General features: G+C 66.9%; 21 protein-coding genes. 20 read left to right on the forward strand and 1 reads right to left on the reverse strand.

Annotated elements, in window-relative coordinates; all coding sequences use genetic code 11:
- Positions 1 to 156 precede the first annotated feature (156 nt).
- Complete coding sequence (gene selO / locus ACQKPE_RS04680; RefSeq protein ID WP_427663634.1) at positions 157 to 1,617, forward strand: protein adenylyltransferase SelO; 1,461 nt, start codon at positions 157 to 159, stop codon at positions 1,615 to 1,617.
- A 132-nt stretch (positions 1,618 to 1,749) separates the two neighbouring features.
- The gene (gene trxC, locus ACQKPE_RS04685) at positions 1,750 to 2,184 is read left to right on the forward strand and encodes a thioredoxin TrxC (protein ID WP_427663636.1); all 435 of its coding nucleotides are present in this window, start codon (positions 1,750 to 1,752) and stop codon (positions 2,182 to 2,184) included.
- Positions 2,185 to 2,407: 223 nt separating this feature from the next.
- On the opposite strand, the gene ACQKPE_RS04690 is transcribed toward trxC, so the two are convergent.
- Complete coding sequence (locus ACQKPE_RS04690; protein WP_427663637.1) at positions 2,408 to 3,181, reverse strand: ParA family protein; 774 nt, start codon at positions 3,179 to 3,181, stop codon at positions 2,408 to 2,410.
- Positions 3,182 to 3,515: 334 nt separating this feature from the next.
- Between ACQKPE_RS04690 and ACQKPE_RS04695 the strand changes: the two genes are divergently transcribed.
- From ACQKPE_RS04695 to ACQKPE_RS04780, 18 genes are all read left to right on the forward strand, one after another.
- Positions 3,516 to 4,235, forward strand: a complete 720-nt coding sequence (locus ACQKPE_RS04695; protein ID WP_427663639.1) for a beta-ketoacyl synthase chain length factor — start codon at positions 3,516 to 3,518, stop codon at positions 4,233 to 4,235.
- Positions 4,211 to 5,029, forward strand: a complete 819-nt coding sequence (locus ACQKPE_RS04700; RefSeq protein WP_427663641.1) for a lysophospholipid acyltransferase family protein — start codon at positions 4,211 to 4,213, stop codon at positions 5,027 to 5,029. Before ACQKPE_RS04695 ends, ACQKPE_RS04700 begins: the two co-directional genes overlap by 25 nt.
- Entirely contained in the window at positions 4,998 to 5,270 is a 273-nt protein-coding gene (locus ACQKPE_RS04705) for a phosphopantetheine-binding protein (RefSeq protein WP_427663643.1), read from the forward strand. The genes ACQKPE_RS04700 and ACQKPE_RS04705 overlap by 32 nt, the downstream gene beginning before the upstream one ends.
- Before the next feature lie 9 nt (positions 5,271 to 5,279).
- On the forward strand, positions 5,280 to 5,534 hold the full coding sequence (locus ACQKPE_RS04710; protein WP_427663644.1) for an acyl carrier protein: 255 nt from the start codon (positions 5,280 to 5,282) through the stop codon (positions 5,532 to 5,534).
- On the forward strand, positions 5,531 to 6,076 hold the full coding sequence (locus tag ACQKPE_RS04715) for a hypothetical protein (protein WP_427663645.1): 546 nt from the start codon (positions 5,531 to 5,533) through the stop codon (positions 6,074 to 6,076). The genes ACQKPE_RS04710 and ACQKPE_RS04715 overlap by 4 nt, the downstream gene beginning before the upstream one ends.
- Entirely contained in the window at positions 6,073 to 7,752 is a 1,680-nt protein-coding gene (locus ACQKPE_RS04720) for an AMP-binding protein (protein ID WP_427663647.1), read from the forward strand. The genes ACQKPE_RS04715 and ACQKPE_RS04720 overlap by 4 nt, the downstream gene beginning before the upstream one ends.
- A complete protein-coding gene (locus ACQKPE_RS04725; protein ID WP_427663649.1) occupies positions 7,745 to 8,479 on the forward strand; it encodes a glycosyltransferase family 2 protein in 735 nt (244 codons plus the stop codon). Before ACQKPE_RS04720 ends, ACQKPE_RS04725 begins: the two co-directional genes overlap by 8 nt.
- Positions 8,476 to 9,414 (forward strand): glycosyl transferase, encoded by a 939-nt coding sequence (locus tag ACQKPE_RS04730; RefSeq protein ID WP_427663651.1) that lies wholly within the window; start codon positions 8,476 to 8,478, stop codon positions 9,412 to 9,414. The genes ACQKPE_RS04725 and ACQKPE_RS04730 overlap by 4 nt, the downstream gene beginning before the upstream one ends.
- Complete coding sequence (locus ACQKPE_RS04735; RefSeq protein WP_427663653.1) at positions 9,395 to 10,942, forward strand: HAL/PAL/TAL family ammonia-lyase; 1,548 nt, start codon at positions 9,395 to 9,397, stop codon at positions 10,940 to 10,942. Before ACQKPE_RS04730 ends, ACQKPE_RS04735 begins: the two co-directional genes overlap by 20 nt.
- Complete coding sequence (locus ACQKPE_RS04740; protein ID WP_427663655.1) at positions 10,935 to 11,360, forward strand: acyl-CoA thioesterase; 426 nt, start codon at positions 10,935 to 10,937, stop codon at positions 11,358 to 11,360. The genes ACQKPE_RS04735 and ACQKPE_RS04740 overlap by 8 nt, the downstream gene beginning before the upstream one ends.
- A 119-nt stretch (positions 11,361 to 11,479) precedes the next feature.
- Positions 11,480 to 12,058, forward strand: a complete 579-nt coding sequence (locus tag ACQKPE_RS04745) for an outer membrane lipoprotein carrier protein LolA (protein WP_427663657.1) — start codon at positions 11,480 to 11,482, stop codon at positions 12,056 to 12,058.
- Positions 12,042 to 14,369, forward strand: coding sequence for an MMPL family transporter (locus ACQKPE_RS04750; RefSeq protein WP_427663658.1), 2,328 nt, complete (start codon positions 12,042 to 12,044; stop codon positions 14,367 to 14,369). The genes ACQKPE_RS04745 and ACQKPE_RS04750 overlap by 17 nt, the downstream gene beginning before the upstream one ends.
- The gene (locus tag ACQKPE_RS04755; RefSeq protein ID WP_427663659.1) at positions 14,366 to 15,103 is read left to right on the forward strand and encodes a class I SAM-dependent methyltransferase; all 738 of its coding nucleotides are present in this window, start codon (positions 14,366 to 14,368) and stop codon (positions 15,101 to 15,103) included. The genes ACQKPE_RS04750 and ACQKPE_RS04755 overlap by 4 nt, the downstream gene beginning before the upstream one ends.
- Positions 15,100 to 15,585 carry a hypothetical protein gene (locus ACQKPE_RS04760; RefSeq protein WP_427663660.1) on the forward strand — a complete coding sequence of 162 codons (486 nt, stop codon included), beginning with the start codon at positions 15,100 to 15,102 and terminating at the stop codon, positions 15,583 to 15,585. The genes ACQKPE_RS04755 and ACQKPE_RS04760 overlap by 4 nt, the downstream gene beginning before the upstream one ends.
- Positions 15,582 to 16,775 carry a beta-ketoacyl-[acyl-carrier-protein] synthase family protein gene (locus ACQKPE_RS04765; protein WP_427663662.1) on the forward strand — a complete coding sequence of 398 codons (1,194 nt, stop codon included), beginning with the start codon at positions 15,582 to 15,584 and terminating at the stop codon, positions 16,773 to 16,775. The genes ACQKPE_RS04760 and ACQKPE_RS04765 overlap by 4 nt, the downstream gene beginning before the upstream one ends.
- On the forward strand, positions 16,772 to 17,242 hold the full coding sequence (locus ACQKPE_RS04770; protein ID WP_427663664.1) for a hotdog family protein: 471 nt from the start codon (positions 16,772 to 16,774) through the stop codon (positions 17,240 to 17,242). Before ACQKPE_RS04765 ends, ACQKPE_RS04770 begins: the two co-directional genes overlap by 4 nt.
- Positions 17,235 to 17,963, forward strand: coding sequence for a 3-oxoacyl-ACP reductase FabG (gene fabG / locus ACQKPE_RS04775; protein ID WP_427663666.1), 729 nt, complete (start codon positions 17,235 to 17,237; stop codon positions 17,961 to 17,963). Before ACQKPE_RS04770 ends, fabG begins: the two co-directional genes overlap by 8 nt.
- Positions 17,963 to 19,189 carry a beta-ketoacyl-ACP synthase gene (locus tag ACQKPE_RS04780; RefSeq protein WP_427663668.1) on the forward strand — a complete coding sequence of 409 codons (1,227 nt, stop codon included), beginning with the start codon at positions 17,963 to 17,965 and terminating at the stop codon, positions 19,187 to 19,189. Before fabG ends, ACQKPE_RS04780 begins: the two co-directional genes overlap by 1 nt.

Raw genomic sequence — 19,189 nt, forward strand, 5'->3', positions numbered from 1 at the left:
CCTGACCGCCCAGAATGGGCAATGCCCCTGGGGCTGCTGTGCAGCCCTTTCGCGACACAAGGCCGCTCCCACAGCCATACTCGCCCCCTGTGGGAGCGGCCTTGCGTCGCGATAGGGCCGCACAGCGGCCCCAAGCCCCACTTCAGGACCCGACCCATGAAGTCCCTCGACCAACTCAGCTTCGACAACCGCTTCGCCCACCTGGGCGACACCTTCTCCACCCAGGTGCTGCCCGAGCCCATCGCCGACCCGCGCGTGGTGGTGGCCAGCGAAGCGGCCATGGCCCTGCTCGACCTCGACCCTGCCCAGGCCGAACTGCCGGTGTTCGCCGAGCTGTTCAGCGGCCACAAGCTCTGGGAAGAAGCCGACCCACGGGCGATGGTGTATTCCGGTCACCAGTTCGGCTCGTACAACCCGCGCCTGGGCGATGGCCGAGGCCTGCTGCTGGGCGAGGTGGTCAACGAGGCCGGCGAACACTGGGACCTGCACCTCAAGGGCGCCGGGCAAACCCCCTATTCGCGCATGGGCGATGGCCGCGCCGTGCTGCGCTCGTCGATCCGCGAGTTCCTCGCCTCCGAAGCCCTGCATGCGCTGGGCATCCCCAGCAGCCGGGCATTGTGCGTGGTCGGCTCCAGTACCCCGGTGTGGCGCGAAACCCAGGAAAGCGCGGCGATGTTGCTGCGCCTGGCGCAGAGCCATGTGCGCTTCGGCCACTTCGAATACTTCTACTACACCAAACAACCCGAGCAGCAGCGCGTGCTGATCGACCACGTGCTCAACGCGCACTACCCCGAGTGCCGCGACGCCGAGCAGCCGTACCTGGCGATGTTCCGCAGCATCGTCGAACGCAACGCCGAGCTGATCGCCCGCTGGCAGGCCTACGGCTTCTGCCATGGGGTAATGAACACCGACAACATGTCGATCCTGGGCATCACCTTCGACTTCGGCCCCTACGCCTTCCTCGACGATTTCGACGCCAACTTCATCTGCAACCACTCCGACGACCGTGGCCGCTACAGCTACGCCAACCAGGTGCCGATCGCCCACTGGAACCTCAGCGCGTTGGCCCAGGCGCTGACGACGGTGATCGAGGTGGAAGCGCTCAAGGAAGTGCTGGGGCTGTTCCTGCCGCTGTACCAGGCCCACTACCTCGACCTGATGCGTCGTCGCCTGGGCCTGACCACTGCCGAGGACGACGACATGGCGCTGGTCGAGCGCCTGTTGCAACGTATGCAGAGCGGTGGCGTGGACTACCACCTGTTCTTGCGCAAGCTAGGCGAGCAGCCAGTGGAAGAGGCGCTGAAGGTGGTACGCGACGATTTCATCGACCTGGCCGGTTTCGACGCCTGGGGCCAGGACTACCTGGCGCGCTGCCAACGCGAACCCGGCAACGCCGAAGGCCGGCGCGAGCGGATGCATGCGGTGAACCCGCTGTACGTGCTGCGCAACTACCTGGCGCAGAAGGCCATCGAAGCGGCAGAAGCGGGCGACTACAACGAAGTGCGACGCCTGCACCAGGTGCTGTGCAAGCCGTTCGAGGAGCAGCCCGGCATGCAGACCTACGCCGAGCGCCCACCGGAGTGGGGCAAGCATCTGGAAATCAGCTGTTCGTCCTGACGATCACCTCACCCCCTGTAGGAGCGGGCTTGCCCGCGAACACGGGCTACGCCCGTGCCATCCACCGCGATGCTTCATTCGCGGGCAAGCCCGCTCCTACAGGGTCTGTGCAAACCGAACAAGGAAATGGACATGCCCGACCCACTACTGATCCCCTGCCCCCACTGCAACGGCCTCAACCGCCTGCCCGCCGCACGCCTGGGCGACAGCCCCAAATGCGGCCGCTGCAAGCAGGACGTACTGCTGGCCACCCCCTTCGACCTCAACGAACGCAGCTACGCCGCGCAAATCAAGGGCGACCTGCCCTTGCTGCTGGATGTCTGGGCCGACTGGTGCGGCCCGTGCAAGTCCTTCGCGCCGATCTTCGAACAGGCCGCCCGCCAGCTCAGCGGCCGCTGCCGCCTGGCCAAGCTCGACAGCGAAGCCAACCGCAACCTCGCCGGGCAACTGGGCATCCGCTCGATTCCCAGCCTGATCCTGTTCAAGGATGGCCGCGAAGTGGCCCGCCAGGCCGGGGCGTTTCCCTTGCAGCCACTGCTGGAGTGGCTGCGTTCGCAGGGGGTATGAGGTTTCAGAAACCTGCCAGGGCAGGATGAATCGGGTAGTGCTCGTTTTCGTACCTTTCGATCAACGTTACGAGCATTTCCATTTCATCCGCCTCAGGTGCGCTCACCTCGGCCTGAAAAATCTCTTCGAGACGACAGAGTGCAGCCTGAAGATCGCCTTCAGTACGGATCGACTTAAGATTCACTGTTCATCCCCGCCACCCTAAACACCGACAGCTCAAACCTCACGCACTACGCTCCAGCAAGTCATGCAACTCGACAAACTGCTGCGTCAGCTTGTGCCGCGGCTCCAGGTGAATCAGCGGCAGGCTGGCGTGGTGCGACTCGCGCATCTTCACCGAGCTGCCCAAATACACCGGCAACACCGGCATGCCCTCGGCCAGCAGCTCGTCGAGCATCTGCTGCGGCAGGCTGGCGCGTGACTGGAACTGGTTGACCACGATGCCCTCGACCATCAAATCTTCGTTGTGGTCGTCCTTGAGCTCTTCGATCTCGGCCAGCAGGCCATACAGCGCCTGGCGCGAGAAGCTGTCGCAGTCAAAGGGGATAAGAACACGATCAGCAGCGATCAGCGCCGAAACTGCATAGAAATTCAGCGCAGGCGGGGTGTCGATGTAGATCCGCTCGTAGTCTTCGTCCAACTCGTCGAGCAGTTTGCGCAGCTTGTTGATCTTGTGCTTGGCCTCGAGCTTGGGCTGCAGGTCGGCCAGCTCCGGGGTCGCGGTGACCACGTGCAGGTTGTCGAAGGGGGTTTCGTAGATATCGACCTTGTTCTTCTTCGAAAACGGCCCGCTGGACAGGCTCTGTTTGAAGAAGTCGGCAATGCCCATGGGGATGTCCTCGCCCGTGAGCCCGGTCAGGTACTGGGTCGAGTTGGCCTGGGCATCCAGGTCGATCAGCAACGTCCTGTAGCCCTCGTTGGCGCTCACCGCCGCCAGGTTGCAGGCGATGCTCGACTTGCCCACGCCACCTTTCTGATTGAACACCACGCGCCGCATGCTAGACCTCCGTGTATCAAGGAATGCCCGAGTATGTGTCGCACTCCCGGCATTGACCAGCATTCTTCGTCCACATCATTACCGTTCGAACCTGATAGCATCCAGCCATTACTGCTTTCACGGCCGATTGTCGGAAAAAACGGCCGGGAAAAGTCAACAACGCCGCAACTAAGAATCGGCGTTGTCTGATGGCAATTATGTAACAGCCATTTGCTACACACCTCCGTCACCGGGATAATGCCCGCCACTCGGCGAAGCGCCACCCCTGCAAGGTCTGTGTTCCGAGTCATCCCCACGGCAAGGAAGTCCCTCAGGGCGGGAAGTAACAAGCATCGTGATCAGCTTCGACATCAGCCAATGGCGCGCCTGGGCACCGGGCCTGCAAACGCCTGACGATTGGCAAGCCTGGGCCAGTGGAGCCCCCCTCGTACCTGCCGACGGGCAGGCACCGGACGTCTCGTTCCTGCCCGCCATGCAACGCCGTCGCCTCAGCTACCTGGCACGCATGGCCTTCAGCGTGGGCTGGCCCCTGGCCGAGGGCCAGGCGCCAATGCCGCTGGTGTTCGTCTCGCGCCATGGCGAAACCCCGCGCACCTTCTCGATTCTCAGCGAACTGGCTGAAGGCCAGGCGCTGTCGCCCACCCAGTTCAGCCTGTCGGTGCACAACGCGGTGATCGGCCTGTGGTCGATCATGCGCGGCGAAACCTCGGAAATGACCGCCCTGGCTGCCGCTGGCGATGGCTTCGAGCAGGGCCTGCTGGAAGCGGCTGCACTGCTGCACGAAGGCGCACCCGCCGTGCTGCTGATCGTCGCTGAAGAGCAGCCGCCGGAAATCTATCGCCCCTGGGTGGACGACGTGCCGTTCGCCTATGCCGTTGGCCTGCGCGTGACCGCTGGGCAGCAGTGGCAATTGTCGCCACAGCCCGCCACGGCGCACACCCCGCGCACGCCACTGCCCCATGCCTTGAGCTGGCTACAGGCCTCGCTCGCGGGGGCTCATTCACTCACCCACACCTGGAAGCGTCGCGCATGGAACTGGCAACGACAGCCATAGACCGGCCCCGCGACGCCTACTACTGGCGCCTGCTGGCCACCGCCCTGAGTTTCGCCCTGTTCGGCATCGGCGGCCTGTGCCTGCGCGTGCTGGTACTCCCGTTGCTCACCTGCCTGCCCGGCGACGCGGCCCGCCACCGCCAGCGCGCCAGACGCACCATCGGCTGGCTGCTGCGGCGCTTCATCCATTTCATGCGCGCAACGGGTGTGCTGACCTACGACGTCCAGGGCATCGAACGCCTCGGCCGCCCGGGGCAGATGATCGTCGCCAACCACCCCTCGCTGATCGACGTGGTGTTCCTGCTCGGCCTGGTGCGCGATGCCAACTGCGTGGTCAAGCACAGCCTGTTCACCAACCCGTTCACCCGCGGGCCGGTCAGCGAAGCGCAGTACATCGGCAACGACGGCAGCATGGACATGCTCGACAGCGCCGTTGCCGCGCTGCAACACGGCCAGACGCTGATCATCTTCCCCGAGGGCACCCGCACCCCGCCCGGCCAGGCGCCCGCCTTTCATCGCGGCGCCGCAGCCATTGCCCTGCGCGGTGCGAAAATCATCACACCGGTGACCATCCGCGTCAGCCCCACGACCCTGACCAAGCACGAGCCTTGGTACCGCATTCCCCGCCGTCGCGTGCATTTCAGCCTGCACGTGGGCGCCGACATCGACCCACAAGGCTTCACCGCCCTGGGCCCGGCGCCGATCGCCTCGCGGCGGCTCAACGATTTCCTGCACCAGCACTATATGAAGGAGCTCGCCACAGATGAGCGATCCACGACACGACCTGACGCGTGACATCAAGCAACTGATCATCGACGCCCTGGGCCTGGAAGACATCAGCGTGCACGACATCGATGACCAGCAGACCCTGTTCGGCGAAGGCCTGGGCCTGGATTCGGTGGACGCCCTGGAGCTGGGCCTGGCCCTGCAAAAACGCTTTGGCATCAAGATCGACGCCGACGCCAAGGACACCCGCACCCATTTCACCAACGTCGCCACCCTTGCGGCGTTCGTCACTGCCCGCCAGGCCGCCTGAGATCGCACCATGCAAAACCGTGAAGACATCTTCAACATCCTGCGCGACGCCCTGGTCGAGCTGTTCGAATTGCCACCCGAGCGCATCACCCTGCAAGCCCACCTGTACCAGGACCTGGAAATCGACAGCATCGATGCGGTCGACCTGATCGACCACATCAAGCGCCAGACCGGCAAGAAGATCGCCGCCGACGAATTCAAGGCAGTGCGTACCGTAGGCGATGTGGTCGAAGCGGTGCACCGCCTGGTCAACCCGGCGGCATGAAACGCCTGGTCGGCCTCGGCCTGCTGTTGGCCGGCGTGCTGTACCCATTCGCGGTGCATTTCGGCATGGCCCATTTCGCCCCCTGGCAGTTCGCCGTGCTGCTCGGCGGGCTGTGGCTGGCCCGCGCGCTGAACACCCCGCGCCACACCGGCGACCTGTGGATGGCCGTGGCGGCGCTGGCGTTCTGCGTACTGCTGGGGCTTTCCGACAGCCCGCAGCTGCTGCGCTGGTACCCGGTGCTGATCAACGCCTTCATGCTCGCGCTGTTCGGCAGCAGCCTGCTGCGCGGCATGCCGGTGGCCGAGCGCCTGGCGCGCCTGCGCGAGCCGCAACTGCCGCCGCGTGGGGTGCGCTATACACGCCGGGTCACCCAGGTGTGGTGCCTGTTCTTCCTGGTCAACGGGCTGATCGCCGCTGGCCTGACGCTGTGGGCGCCGCTGGCCTGGTGGACCCTCTACAACGGCCTGCTCGCCTATGCCGCGATGGGCCTGCTGTTCGTTGGCGAATGGCTGGTTAGACAACGTGTGCGAGGACGCTCATGAACTGGATCAACCTCGAGCACCTGCTACACCCCGTGGAATCGCCACGCCCCATCACCCAGGCCCCGCACCTGGACCACGCCCAGTGGCGCCTGCAAGCCCTGCGCCTGGCTGCGGGCCTGCAACAGCGCGGCGTACGTCGCCTGGCGCTGCATCTTGAGGACGCCGCCGAACTGTCCACCGCCCTGTTTGGCGCCTGGCGCGCGGGCGTCGAGGTGCTGCTGCCGGCCGACCTGCAACCGGCCACCCGCGAGCGCTGGCACAGCCAGGTCGACCTGTGGCTCAGCGACCAGCCCGGTGACGAGCACCTGGCCAGCCTGTTCGGCGAGGCGCTCACCCCTGAAGACCTGGACCTCGACAGCTGCCGCATCAGCCTGTGCACCTCCGGCTCCAGCGGCGAGCCCAAGCGCATCGACAAGCACCTGCGCCTGCTGGCCAACGAAGTGAACGCCCTCGAGCAGCTGTGGGGCGACGACCTGGGCGACGCCTGGATCATCAGCAGCGTCGCCACCCAGCATATCTACGGCCTGCTGTTCCGCGTGCTGTGGCCACTGTGCGCCGGGCGCGGCTTCGAGCGCCGCCAACTGCCCTTCCCCGAGGATCTACAACGCGCCAGCCGCGAGCACACGGCCTTCGCCTGGGTGGCCAGCCCGGCATTGCTCAAGCGCATGGGCGACAACCTCGACTGGCCGGCCCTGAGCCCGGTGCGCCGGGTATTTTCCTCCGGGGGCGAGTTGCCAGGCGCGGCCGCCAACAGCCTGCACCAGCGCCTTGGCCAGTGGCCAACGGAAATCCTCGGCAGCTCCGAAACCGGCGGCATCGCCTGGCGCCAGGGCGCTACGGCCTGGCAGCCATTCGCCGACGTACACCTGAGCCAGGACGCACACGGCGCCCTGCGTATCGCCTCGCCCTACCTGCCTGTGGGGCACATCGAGCAGGGCGCCGATGCGGTCGAGTTCGACAGCGACGGGCGCTTTCGTCTGCTAGGGCGGCTCGACCGCATCGTCAAGCTGGAGGAAAAACGCATCTCCCTGCCCATGCTCGAACAGGCCCTGTGCAGCCACCCGTGGGTCGCCGAGGCGCGCCTGGGGGTGCTCGAGGAAGGCCGGGCCTACCTCGGTGCGCTGGTGGCGCTCAGCGCTGCCGGCGTACATGCCTTGCGCAGCCAGGGTCGACGCGCCTTGCTCGACAACCTGCGCCGCCACTTGGCCGGGCACTGCGAGGCGCTTGCCTTGCCACGCCGCTGGCGGCTGCTGCGCCAACTGCCGTTCAACGCCCAGGGCAAGTTGCCCAACGCCAGCCTGCTGGCCCTGCTGCAAGCCCCGCGCAACATGGCGCCGGAGCTGCTCGGGCAAGCCAACGAGGGCGAAGAACTGCATCTACGCCTGGCAGTACCGCCGGACCTTGCCTGTTTCACCGGACACTTCCCCACCAGCCCCGTGCTGCCAGGCGTGGTGCAGGTCGACTGGGCCATCGCCCTGGCCAAGGCCCACCTGCAACTGCCGCCGCGCTTCGTCGGCATGGAAGTGCTCAAGTTCCAGCACCTGGTACGCCCCAGCGATGAACTGCTGCTGACCCTGCGTTTCGATGCCACGCGCGGCAAGCTGTACTTCGCCTATACCTGCGAAGGGCAACCATGCTCCAGCGGCCGGATCCTCCTGGAGGCTGCCAGTGCATAAGCCTTGCGCGGTGATCCCAGTGTACAACCACGAGCACGCCGTGCCCAAGGTGGTGGACGACCTGCTGCGTGCCGGCCTGCCCTGCGTGCTGGTGGACGACGCCAGCCACGCCCCGTGCGCCCGCGTGCTGGGCCAGCTGGCCGAGCGTGACGACATCTACCTAGTGACCCTGGCAGCCAACCAAGGCAAGGGCGGCGCGGTGATGGCCGGGCTGCGCGAAGCGGCGCGGCTGGGCTTCAGCCATGCCTTGCAAGTGGATGCCGACGGCCAGCACGACCTGGCCGATGTCAGCCGCTTCCTCGAACAATCCCAGGCGCACCCGCAGGCGCTGGTGTGCGGCTACCCGCAATACGACGCCAGCGTGCCCAAGGGCCGCCTGTACGCGCGCTACCTGACCCACGTGTGGGTATGGATCAACAGCCTGTCGCTGCAGATCCCCGACTCGATGTGCGGCTTTCGCGTGTACCCGCTGCCGGTGACCCTGGCCTTGATCGACCAGGTGCGCCTGGGCCGACGCATGGATTTCGACCCGGAGATCCTGGTGCGCCTGTCGTGGCGCGGGCAACCCATGCGCTGGCTGCCAACCCGGGTGCACTACCCGCAGGACGGCCTGTCGCATTTTCGCCTGTTCCACGACAACGCGCTGATCTCGAAGATGCACGCCAAGCTGTTCTTCGGCATGCTCGTGCGCGCCCCATGGATCCTCTGGCGCAGGTGGCGCCCATGAGCCAGCAGCCCGAGCACTGGGCCGCGCACCAGGAGCGCGGCAACTTCTGGCTGATGAAGCTCACCGCCACCCTGGCGCGTGTACTGGGCCGCCGCGTGCTCAGCCCGCTGATCCATGTGATCGTCGCCTACTTCTTCGTTTTCGGCGCCCGCGCCCGGCGCAGCGCCTGGCAGTACCAGCAGCACCTGCACCAGTGGAGCGCCGGGCAGACCGAAGCCCCCAGCCACTGGCGGGTGTTCCGTCAGTTCATGGCCTTTGCCGACTCCCTGCTCGACAAACTCGACGCCTGGAACGGCCGGCTGCGTCTCGACCAGATCGACATCGTCGACCCGGCCAACCTGCGCCAACAGCTACGCGGCGAGCGCGGCCAGATGCTGGTGGGCGCACACCTGGGCAACCTGGAAATGTGCCGGGCCCTGGCCGAGCTGGGCGAGCAAGTGACCATGAACGTGCTGGTGCACACCCGCCATGCCGAGCAGTTCAACCGCCTGCTCGGCGAAGCCGGCGCCAGCCACCTGCGGCTGATCCAGGTGAGTGAGCTGGACCCGGCGGTGATGCTGCAACTGAGCGAGCGCCTGGAGCGCGGCGAATGGCTGGCGATTGCCGGCGACCGCGTGCCGCTGCACGGCGGGCGTACCGTCGAGGTGGACTTTCTCGGCAAACCCGCACGCCTGCCCCAGGGCCCGTGGCTGTTGGCCGGGATGCTCGAATGCCCGCTCAACCTGCTGTTCTGCCTCAAGCATGAAGGCCGCTACCGAATCACCCTGGAGCCCTTCGCCGAACGCCTGCAATGGCGCCGTGGCCAGCGCGACGCGGTGATCGAGCAATGGGCGGCGCGCTACGCCGAACGCCTCGGCCACTACTGCCGCCAGGCGCCGCTGCAATGGTTCAATTTCTACCCCTTCTGGAAGAACGATGACGATGCATCCGCATGAGCCCGTGACCTTCGGCGAGACGCCGCTGGCAATCGAAGACGTCCTGGCCGTGGCCGAGCGCCGCGCGCCGTCGCGCCTGCAAGACGATGCCCCGTACCGCGAGCGCATCGCCCGTGGCGCACGCTTTCTCGACACTTTGCTGGACAAGGAAGGGGTGATCTACGGCGTCACCACCGGCTATGGCGACTCCTGCGTGGTGGCCGTGCCGCTGGAGCATGTCGAAGCGCTGCCGCGTCATCTCTATACCTTCCACGGCTGCGGCCTGGGGCGCCTGCTCGATGCCCAGGCCACCCGCGCTGTGCTGGCGGCGCGCCTGCGCTCGCTGAGCCATGGCATGTCCGGTGTGCGCCTGGAGCTGCTGGAGCGCCTGCAAGGGTTTCTCGAGCACGACATCCTGCCGCTGATTCCCGAAGAAGGCTCGGTGGGCGCCAGCGGCGACCTCACGCCGCTGTCGTACGTAGCCGCTACGTTGTCGGGCGAACGCGAGGTGATGTACCAGGGCGAGCGGCACAACAGCGCCGACGTGCACCGCGAACTGGGCTGGCAGCCCCTGGTGCTGCGCCCCAAGGAAGCCCTGGCGCTGATGAACGGCACCGCGGTGATGACCGGCCTGGCCTGCCTGGCCTACGCCCGCGCCGACTACCTGCTCAAGCTGGCCACGCGCATCACCGCGCTCAACGTCATCGCCCTGCAAGGCAACCCCGAGCACTTCGACGAACGCCTGTTCGCCGCCAAGCCACACCCCGGCCAGACCCAAGTAGCCGCCTGGCTGCGTCAGGACCTGGCCATCGACGCCCCGCTGCCGCCGCTGCACCGCCTGCAAGACCGCTACTCGCTGCGCTGCGCGCCTCACGTGCTGGGCGTGCTGGCCGACAGCCTGGGCTGGTTGCGCGGGTTCATCGAGACCGAACTGAACAGCGCCAACGACAACCCGATCATCGATGGCGACGAGGAGCGCGTGCTGCATGGCGGGCATTTCTACGGCGGGCATATCGCCTTCGCCATGGACAGCTTGAAAACCCTGGTGGCCAACGTCGCCGACCTGCTCGACCGCCAGCTCGCCCTGCTGGTGGACGTGCGCTACAACCATGGCCTGCCCAGCAACCTGTCGGGCGCCGAGGCCGAGCGTGCGATGATCAATCATGGCTTCAAGGCCGTGCAGATCGGCGCCAGCGCCTGGACCGCCGAAGCCCTCAAGCAGACCATGCCAGCCAGCGTGTTCTCGCGCTCCACCGAGTGCCACAACCAGGACAAGGTGAGCATGGGCACCATCGCCGCGCGCGATGCCCTGCGCGTGCTGGAACTGACCGAACAGGTGGCTGCCGCGACCCTGCTGGCGGCCAACCAGGGCGTCTGGCTGCGTACCCGCCAGGCCGACGCGCGGCCACTGCCGCCCGCGCTGGCACAGATGCACGAAGCGCTGCTGGGCGACTTCGCCCCGGTCATCGAAGACCGCGCCCTGGAACACGAACTTCGCCTGTGCCTAGCGCGTATCGGCCAGCGCCATTGGAGGCTGCACGATGCGTAACCCGGGTGTGTTCCACGTCGACAGCGAAATCGTGGTGCCATTTTTCGATGTGGACAGCATGCACATCGTCTGGCACGGGCATTACGTGAAGTATCTGGAGGTCGCCCGTTGCGCGCTGCTCGACCGCCTGGCGCACAACTACCTGCAAATGCAGGCCAGCGGTTATGCGTGGCCGGTGATCGACCTGCAACTGCGCTACATCCGTGGCGCCACCTTCGGCCAGCGCCTGAACGTGCGCGCCAGCCTGGTGGAGTGGGAGAACCGCCTGAAGATCCACTACCTGATCAGCGATGCCGAAAGCGGCGAGCGCATGACCCGCGCCAGCAGCGTGCAGGTGGCGGTGCATATCGAAAGCGGCGAGATGCAGCTGGCCTCGCCGCAGGTGATGCTCGATGCCGTGGCCAAGGTGTTGGCATGAGCCTCGGTTTTCTTACTGAAGCCACTGGCCTCTTCGCGGGCAAGCCCGCTCCTACAGGCACCGCGCACCCTGTAGGAGCGGGCTTGCCCGCGAAGAGGCCGGTGGCCTCAACAGTGCTAATGGCTCTGTTGCTGCTCTTCGCCAGCCCCCTGACCCTGGCCTTCACCCTCGAAGACCTGAAAAACCAGCTCAGCCAACCCGCCGTCGTCACCGGCCCCTTCATCCAGGAAAAACACCTGCGCGCCCTGCCCCAGCCGCTGCAAAGCAAAGGCCGCTTCGTCCTGGCCCGCGACCACGGCCTGCTGTGGCTGCTGCAAACACCCCTGCGCCAGGACTACCGCATCACCGCCAAGGGCATCGCCCGGCGCGACCTCAGCGGCTGGCAAACCCTGCCCAGTACCAGCGCCGCGACCGAACAGAACCGCCTGTTCTTCGCCGTCCTGCAAGGCGACAGCAGCGGCCTGCAACGGGATTTCGACCTCGACCTCACAGGCGAACCCCAGCATTGGCAACTACGCCTGACCCCGCGCTCACTCCTGCTCAAACAGGTGTTCACCCACATCGACATCAGTGGCGCGCGCTTCGTCGAACGCATCGAGCTGCACGAAACCCAGGGCGACCGCACGCTGCTGCGCATGCCTGAAAGCACAAGCGCAGAAAGCCTGGACGACGCGGAGCGCAATGACTTTGCCGAGTGAACGCCTGCTACCACGCCTGTTCGTGGCCCTGCTGCTGGTGATGCTGGCCATCGCCGGCTGGCAGTGGCGTCACGGCGCGCCGTTGTCGGCCGACCTGATGACCCTGGTACCCGGCGCCAGCCAGGATGCGCAAGTCTTGCAGGCCGAGCAGCGCATGCAGCAACCGCTCAACCGCGAACTGCTGGTACTGGTCGGCCACCCCAAGCGTGAGCAGGCCATCGCCCAGGCCCAGCTACTTGCCGAAAAATGGCAGGCCAGCGGGCTGTTCGAGAAGGTGCAGTGGAGCCTGCAAACCGACCTGCAAGCAGTACGCGCGCAACTGCTGCAAGGGCGCCTGGCAATGCTCTCGGCCCAAGACCGTACGCTGCTCGCCGAGCACCCCGGCAGCTTTATCGAACAGCGCGTGCAAAGCCTGTTCGACCCCTTCGCAGGCTTCAGCCTGGTGCCCAACCAGGACGACTGGCTGGGCCTGACCGGGCGTGTCCAGCAAAGCCTGCCAAAGCCTGTGAACGTGCAGCTGGACACCGCCAGCGGCGCGCTCTACGCCGAAGCCGATGGCCAGCAATGGGTACTGCTGCGCGCCCGCACCCAAGCCGATGCCTTCGACCTGAACCTGCCGTTGCAGGTGGCCGAACTGCTCGCCAGCAGCCGCGCCGATGCCCAGCACCATGGCGTACAACTGCTGGCCGCCAGCGGCCTGTTGCATGCCGCGGCTGGCCAGCAGCAGGCCAGCCGCGAAATCAGCTGGGTAGGCGGCGGCGCGACCTTGGGCATCTTGCTGCTGTTGCTGCTGACCCTGCGTCGCTGGCGCGCATTGCTGGCCTTCGTGCCGGTGCTGGTGGGCATGCTGTTCGGCGCGGTGGCCTGCGTGGCGCTGTTCGGGCAGATGCATGTGATGACCCTGGTGCTCGGCTCCAGCCTGATCGGCGTTGCGGTCGACTACCCACTGCACTACCTGTCCAAGAGCTGGAGCCTTCGCCCCTGGCGCAGCTGGCCTGCGCTACGCCTGACCCTGCCGGGCCTGAGCCTGAGCCTGGCGACCAGTTGCATCGGCTACCTGGCGCTGGCCTTCACGCCCTTCCCGGCGTTGACCCAGATCGCCGCGTTCTCCGCCGCCGGGCTGGTGGGCGCGTACCTGAGCGCCGTGTGCCTGCTGCCGGCGCTGCTTGGCGGGGTCGAACTCAACCCGGCGCAATGGCCGCTACGCATCGCCGAATGTCTGACTCAATTGCGCGAACGCTTGCTGCGCAGGGTGCCCAGCGCCGCACTGCTGGTTTTGGTGCTGCTGTTCTGCGCCTCCGGCCTTTGGCAGCTGGACACCCGCAACGACATTCGCCAGTGGGTCGCAAGCCCACCTGAGCTGCTGCAAGAGGCCCAGGCAGTGGCGCGCATCACTGGCTACCAGCCCACCAGTCAGTTCTACCTGGTGCGCGGCAGCGACCCGCAGCAACTGCTGGAGCGCCTGCAAGCGCTGGATACCCAGCTCGACGAATTGGTCGACCTGGGCAAGCTCAAGGGCTACCTGTCCCTCGGCCAACTGCTGGCCAGCCCCGCCGAACAGGCAAGCACACGCGAAGCCCTGCTGGCCCTGCCCGAGCACTGGCAGCCGCTGCTGGCCCTGGGCGTCCCGCAGGCGGCGCTGGAGGCGGAGCTTGCGCAGCTGCGCCAACTGCCGCCCCAGGGCATCGACGAGGTACTCGCAGGCCCCTTGGCCGAAGCCTGGCGCCCCCTGTGGCTCGGCCAGACCGACCAAGGTGTAGCCGCGATCGTCAGCTTGCAGGGCCTGGGCGATAGCGCCTTGTTGCGCTTGCAGAGCGACGGCCTGCCTGGCGTACAGCTGGTGGACCGCCTCGGCGAGCTGAACCAGCTGTTCGCCGCCACCCAGGTCAGCGCTGCCGAGCTCAAGCTGCTGTCGTGCGTGTTGATCCTGGTACTGCTGGTGCTGCCCTTCGGCCTGCGCGGGGCCTCGCGCATCGTCGCGCTGCCGCTGCTGGCCGCCTTGTGCAGCCTGGCCAGCCTGGCCTGGCTGGGCCAGCCGCTGACCCTGTTTAGCCTGTTCGGCCTGCTGCTGGTGACGGCGATCAGTGTCGACTACGCGATCCTCATGCACGAACGCATCGGCGGCGCCGCTGTGAGCCTGTTGGGCACGCTGCTGGCCGCCCTGACCACCTGGTTGTCGTTCGGCCTGCTGGCCCTGTCGAGCACCCCGGCAGTCAGCAATTTCGGCCTGGCGGTCAGCCTGGGCCTGGTATTCAGTTTTCTCCTGGCCCCCTGGGCCGCGCCACGCGAAGGAGCGCACGCACCCTCATGAATGTTCGCCAACAGCCCTACCTGAGCGACACCTACGTCGAAGAGACGCGCATCGGCTTCTGGTTCCTGCGCAGCCACACCTGGCAGCACCATGTGTTGCGGGTAGCCATCGACGACCTGCGCCAGCTGTTCGACGGCCCGCTGCCCCAGGCCCCGGTGCTGCTCGATGCCGGTTGCGGCCAGGGCCGCTCGTTCAAGCACCTGCACCGGGTGTTCGCCCCCGCGCGCCTGCTGGGCACCGACGCCGACCCCCACAGTCTGAAGCTAAGCGCCGCAGAAGCCGAGCGCCAAGGGCTGAAAGTGGAACTGAGTGGCAGCGATTGCGCGGCCTTGCAGTTCCCCGACGCCAGCGTGGATGTCCTGTTCTGTCACCAGACCTTCCACCACCTGGTCGAGCAGGAAAAAGCCCTGGCCGAGTTCTACCGGGTGCTCAAGCCCGGCGGCTACCTGCTGTTCGCCGAATCCACCGAAGCCTATATCGACACCTGGGTGATCCGCTGGCTGTTCCGCCACCCGATGCACGTGCAAAAAAGCGCCGAGGGCTACCTGGACATGCTGCGTGCCCAGGGCTTCCAGTTCAGCGCGCGCAACGTCTCCTATCCTTACTTGTGGTGGAGCCGGGCCAAGGACTTCGGCCTGCTCGAACGCCTCGGCCTGCGCCAACCGCCACCGGTTGGCCAACGCGAGGAAACCCTGGTCAACGTGGTGGCGCGCAAGCCCCTGGAGCCGGCATGAAAACCTGGCTGGCCGCCCTGCTGTGCCTGCTGCTGACGGCCTGTGCCGCCCAGGCGCCGCTGCCCGAGCGCCTGCCGAGGCTGGCGCTGCCGAGCCAGTTGCACGTGATGCGCGAGCAGGCCGGCCAGCGCCTGGACTGGCTGCTGGTGATCCAGGGTGAAGGCCAGCAGCTGCGCTGGTCGCTGCTCGATTTGCTGGGTGTGCCCCAAGCTCGCCAATTGCTCGACGGCGAGCACTGGCAGGCCGACGGCCTGCTGCCGCCCAACCCGGCAGCCCGCGAGCTGTTCGCCGCCGTGCTGTTTGCCCTGACCCCCGCCGAGCAACTCCAACAGCTGTACCCGCATGCCGAGCAAAGCGGCCAGCGACGCTGGCTGGGCGAGCGCTGGCAGGTCAGCTACCAGGCCGACGACCGCTTCACCTTGAACCTTGCCCAGGGCCTGCGCTACCACGTCAGCCCACTGCCCCGCGAGAACACGCCATGACTGCCTACCTCAATGCCCTCGGCGTAGTGTGTGCCCTTGGCCGTGGCCAGGCCGAAGTCGCTCGACGCCTGTTCGCGGGTGACAGTTCCGGCATGCTGCCGCAAGCGGGTTGGGTCGCCGGGCGCCAGCCGCCGGTCGGCGCGGTGGTCGGTGAACTGCCTCTGTTGCCATTGCCCGATCAACACAGCCGCAACAACCAGCTGCTGTACTGCGCGGCCCAGCAGATCGAGCCGGTCATCCGCCAGGCCATCGCCCAGTACGGGCCGGCGCGGGTTGGCGTGGTGCTGGGCACCAGCACTTCGGGGATTGCCGAGGCCAGCGCCGATATCGCCCATTACCTGAACCACGGCCAGTTGCCCGCGCACTACTGCTACGACCAGCAAGCGCTCAGCGCCCCAGCTGACTTTCTCGCCGACTGGCTGCAACTGAGCGGCCCGGCCTATGTGATTTCCACCGCCTGCACCTCCAGCGGCCGAGCGCTGCTCAGCGCTCGCCGCCTGCTGGAGCTGGGCCTGTGCGACGCAGTGCTGTGCGGCGGCGTCGACAGCCTCTGCGGCCTGACCCTGAACGGTTTCAGCGCGCTGGAAGCGGTCAGCGAACAACGCTGCAACCCGTTCTCGGTGAACCGCAGCGGTATCAATATCGGCGAGGCGGCGGCGCTGTTCGTGATGACCCGCACGCGCAACACCAGCGGCCCGTCCATCGCCCTGCTCGGCGCTGGCGCCAGCTCCGACGCCCACCACATCTCCGCCCCCGACCCCACTGGAAAAGGCGCCTTGCAGGCCATGGCCAAAGCACTGGACAATGCAGGCATTGAGCCACCACTAATCGATTACCTGAACCTTCACGGCACCGCCACCGCGCACAACGACGCCATGGAAAGCCTAGCCGTGCACAGCCTGTTCGGCGCCAGCCTGCTCTGCTCGTCGAGCAAGCCGCTGACCGGCCACACCCTGGGCGCCGCCGGTGCGCTGGAGGCGGCCTTCTGCTGGTTGAGCCTGAGCGAGCACAACCCGCAGGGCCACTTGGTGCCGCACCTGTGGGACGGCCAGGCCGACCCGCAGTTGCCGCCGCTCAACCTGGTAGATGGCCGCCAGCGCCTGCCCAGCGGCAGGCCGCGCTACCTGATGAGCAACTCGTTCGCCTTCGGCGGCAATAATGTAAGCCTGATTCTCGGAGACACCCCATGATTGCCTGGCCTGTGGCCGAACTACTGCCCCACGCGGGCGACATGATCCTGATCGATCAGGTCGACAGCTGCGACGAGGAGCAGATCCACACCCGCGTGACTGTCCGCCCCGGCGGGCTGTTCAACCGCGAGGACGGCAGCCTGCCGGCCTGGCTGGGCCTGGAGTTGATGGCCCAGAGCGTGGCCGCCTATGCCGGTTGTCGCGCACGTCGCCAAGGCCTGCCGGTGGAGCTGGGTTTTCTGGTCGGCACGCGCAAGTATGAATGCGATGTCGAGCACTTCCCGGCCGGTGCCGAGCTGCTCATCCACGCGCAGCGCTCGCTGGAGGACGACAACGGCATGGGTGTGTTCGAATGCCACCTGCGCGGCCCTGGCCTGCACGCCAGCGCGCGCCTGAATGTGTACCGCCCGCCACAGGCGGCCAGCTACCTGGCCGAGGCGGGCCCTGAGGAGTCCCCCCATGACTGACACCATCCTGGTCACCGGCTCCAGCCGTGGCATCGGCCGGGCCATCGCCCTGCGCCTGGCGCGCGCCGGCTTCGACCTGGTGCTGCATTGCCGCAGCGGCCGCGTCGAGGCCGACGCCGTTGCCGCCGAGGTGCAGGCCCTGGGCCGCCAGGCGCGGGTGTTGCAGTTCGACGTGGCCGACCGCGCCGCCTGCAAGGCCATCCTCGAAGCCGATGTCGAGGCCCATGGCGCCTACTACGGCGTGGTATGCAACGCCGGCCTGACCCGCGACGGCGCCTTCCCGGCGCTGAGCGAGGACGACTGGGACCAGGTGCTGCGCACCAACCTGGACGGCTTCTACAACGTCCTGCACCCGGTGATGATGCCGATGATCCGCCGCCGCGCGCCGGGGCGTATCGTCTGCATCACCTCGGTTTCCGGGCTGATCGGCAACCGCGGGCAGGTCAACTACAGCGCCTCCAAGGCCGGCGTCATCGGTGCAGCCAAGGCCCTGGCGATCGAGCTGGGCAAGCGCCGCATCACCGTCAACTGCGTGGCCCCCGGGCTGATCGACACGGCCATGCTCGATGAACACGTGCCGGTGGACGAGCTGCTGAAGATGATTCCGGCCGGGCGCATGGGCACCCCGGAAGAAGTGGCCGGGGCGGTGAATTTCCTGATGTCGCCCGAGGCGAGCTACATCACCCGCCAGGTGCTGGCAGTGAACGGGGGGCTGTGCTGATGCGCCGCGTCGTCGTCACCGGCATGGCCGGCATCACCGCCCTGGGCAACGACTGGGCGACCATCGCCGGACACTTCGCGGCCCAGCGCAGCGGCATCCGCCGCATGGACGAGTGGGACCGCTTCGAAGAACTCAACACCCGCCTGGCCGGCCCCATCGATGACTTCCAGGTGCCCGGCCACTGGACCCGCAAGCAGCTGCGCAGCATGGGCCGGGTCTCGCGCCTGGCGGTGGCCGCGGCCGAACGCGCCCTGGCCGACGCCGGGCTGCTGGACGATGCGAGCATTCGCGATGGGCGCATGGGCGTGGCCTGTGGCTCGTCCACCGGCAGCACCGACGAGATCAAGGCGTTCGGCAACATGCTGCTCAACTCGGTGGCGGATGGCCTGAACGCCAACTCCTATGTGCGCATGATGCCGCACACCACCGCCGCGAACATCAGCATCTTCTTCGGCCTGACCGGGCGGCTTATTCCTACCTCCAGCGCCTGCACCAGCGGCAGCCAGGGCATTGGCTACGCCTACGAGGCGATCAAGTACGGACGCCTGCCGATGATGCTCGCCGGCGGTGCCGAAGAGCTTTGCCCCACCGAGGCGATGGTGTTCGATGCGCTGTACGCCACCAGCCTGAAGAATGACACCCCACACCTGAGCCCGCGCCCCTACGACCTGGCCCGCGATGGCCTGGTGATCGGCGAAGGCGGCGGCATGCTGGTGCTTGAGGAGTTGGAACACGCCCTGGCCCGTGGCGCACGCATCCACGCCGAGATCGTCGGCTTTGGCAGCAACGCGGATGGCCAGCACACCACCCGCCCCGAGCAGGCAACCATGCGCCGGGCCATGGAGCTGGCGCTGGAGGACGCGAACCTGGCGCCCGAGGCGATCGGCTACGTCAATGGCCATGGCACCGCCACCGAACAAGGCGACATCGCCGAAACCCAGGCCACCAGCAGCCTGTTCGGTGCGCGCATGCCGATCAGCTCGCAGAAGAGTTTCCTCGGCCACACCCTGGGCGCCTGTGGCGCGCTGGAGTCGTGGTTCAGCATCGAGATGATGAACAGCGACCAGTACGTGCCCACCCTCAACCTCGACCACGTCGACCCGCGCTGCGGCGAGCTGGACTACCTGCAAGGCCAGTTCCGCGCCATGCAGCACGAGCACGTGATGAACAACAACTTCGCCTTCGGCGGGGTCAACACCTCGTTGATCTTCCGGCGCTGGCCCTGA

Source organism: Pseudomonas sp. NPDC089554, from assembly GCF_050280645.1.
Classification (GTDB): Bacteria; Pseudomonadota; Gammaproteobacteria; order Pseudomonadales; family Pseudomonadaceae; genus Aquipseudomonas.

Coding starts and splice junctions, on each gene's coding strand:
- ACQKPE_RS04690 (WP_427663637.1), bottom strand. CDS start 3,181: ATGCGGCGCGTGGTGTTCAATCAGAAAGGTGGCGTGGGCAAGTCGAGC.
- ACQKPE_RS04745 (WP_427663657.1), top strand. CDS start 11,480: ATGGCTCTGTTGCTGCTCTTCGCCAGCCCCCTGACCCTGGCCTTCACC.
- ACQKPE_RS04760 (WP_427663660.1), top strand. CDS start 15,100: ATGAAAACCTGGCTGGCCGCCCTGCTGTGCCTGCTGCTGACGGCCTGT.
- selO (WP_427663634.1), top strand. CDS start 157: ATGAAGTCCCTCGACCAACTCAGCTTCGACAACCGCTTCGCCCACCTG.
- ACQKPE_RS04770 (WP_427663664.1), top strand. CDS start 16,772: ATGATTGCCTGGCCTGTGGCCGAACTACTGCCCCACGCGGGCGACATG.
- ACQKPE_RS04715 (WP_427663645.1), top strand. CDS start 5,531: ATGAAACGCCTGGTCGGCCTCGGCCTGCTGTTGGCCGGCGTGCTGTAC.
- trxC (WP_427663636.1), top strand. CDS start 1,750: ATGCCCGACCCACTACTGATCCCCTGCCCCCACTGCAACGGCCTCAAC.
- ACQKPE_RS04730 (WP_427663651.1), top strand. CDS start 8,476: ATGAGCCAGCAGCCCGAGCACTGGGCCGCGCACCAGGAGCGCGGCAAC.
- fabG (WP_427663666.1), top strand. CDS start 17,235: ATGACTGACACCATCCTGGTCACCGGCTCCAGCCGTGGCATCGGCCGG.
- ACQKPE_RS04710 (WP_427663644.1), top strand. CDS start 5,280: ATGCAAAACCGTGAAGACATCTTCAACATCCTGCGCGACGCCCTGGTC.
- ACQKPE_RS04755 (WP_427663659.1), top strand. CDS start 14,366: ATGAATGTTCGCCAACAGCCCTACCTGAGCGACACCTACGTCGAAGAG.
- ACQKPE_RS04705 (WP_427663643.1), top strand. CDS start 4,998: ATGAGCGATCCACGACACGACCTGACGCGTGACATCAAGCAACTGATC.
- ACQKPE_RS04780 (WP_427663668.1), top strand. CDS start 17,963: ATGCGCCGCGTCGTCGTCACCGGCATGGCCGGCATCACCGCCCTGGGC.
- ACQKPE_RS04765 (WP_427663662.1), top strand. CDS start 15,582: ATGACTGCCTACCTCAATGCCCTCGGCGTAGTGTGTGCCCTTGGCCGT.
- ACQKPE_RS04750 (WP_427663658.1), top strand. CDS start 12,042: ATGACTTTGCCGAGTGAACGCCTGCTACCACGCCTGTTCGTGGCCCTG.
- ACQKPE_RS04740 (WP_427663655.1), top strand. CDS start 10,935: ATGCGTAACCCGGGTGTGTTCCACGTCGACAGCGAAATCGTGGTGCCA.
- ACQKPE_RS04700 (WP_427663641.1), top strand. CDS start 4,211: ATGGAACTGGCAACGACAGCCATAGACCGGCCCCGCGACGCCTACTAC.
- ACQKPE_RS04735 (WP_427663653.1), top strand. CDS start 9,395: ATGACGATGCATCCGCATGAGCCCGTGACCTTCGGCGAGACGCCGCTG.
- ACQKPE_RS04720 (WP_427663647.1), top strand. CDS start 6,073: ATGAACTGGATCAACCTCGAGCACCTGCTACACCCCGTGGAATCGCCA.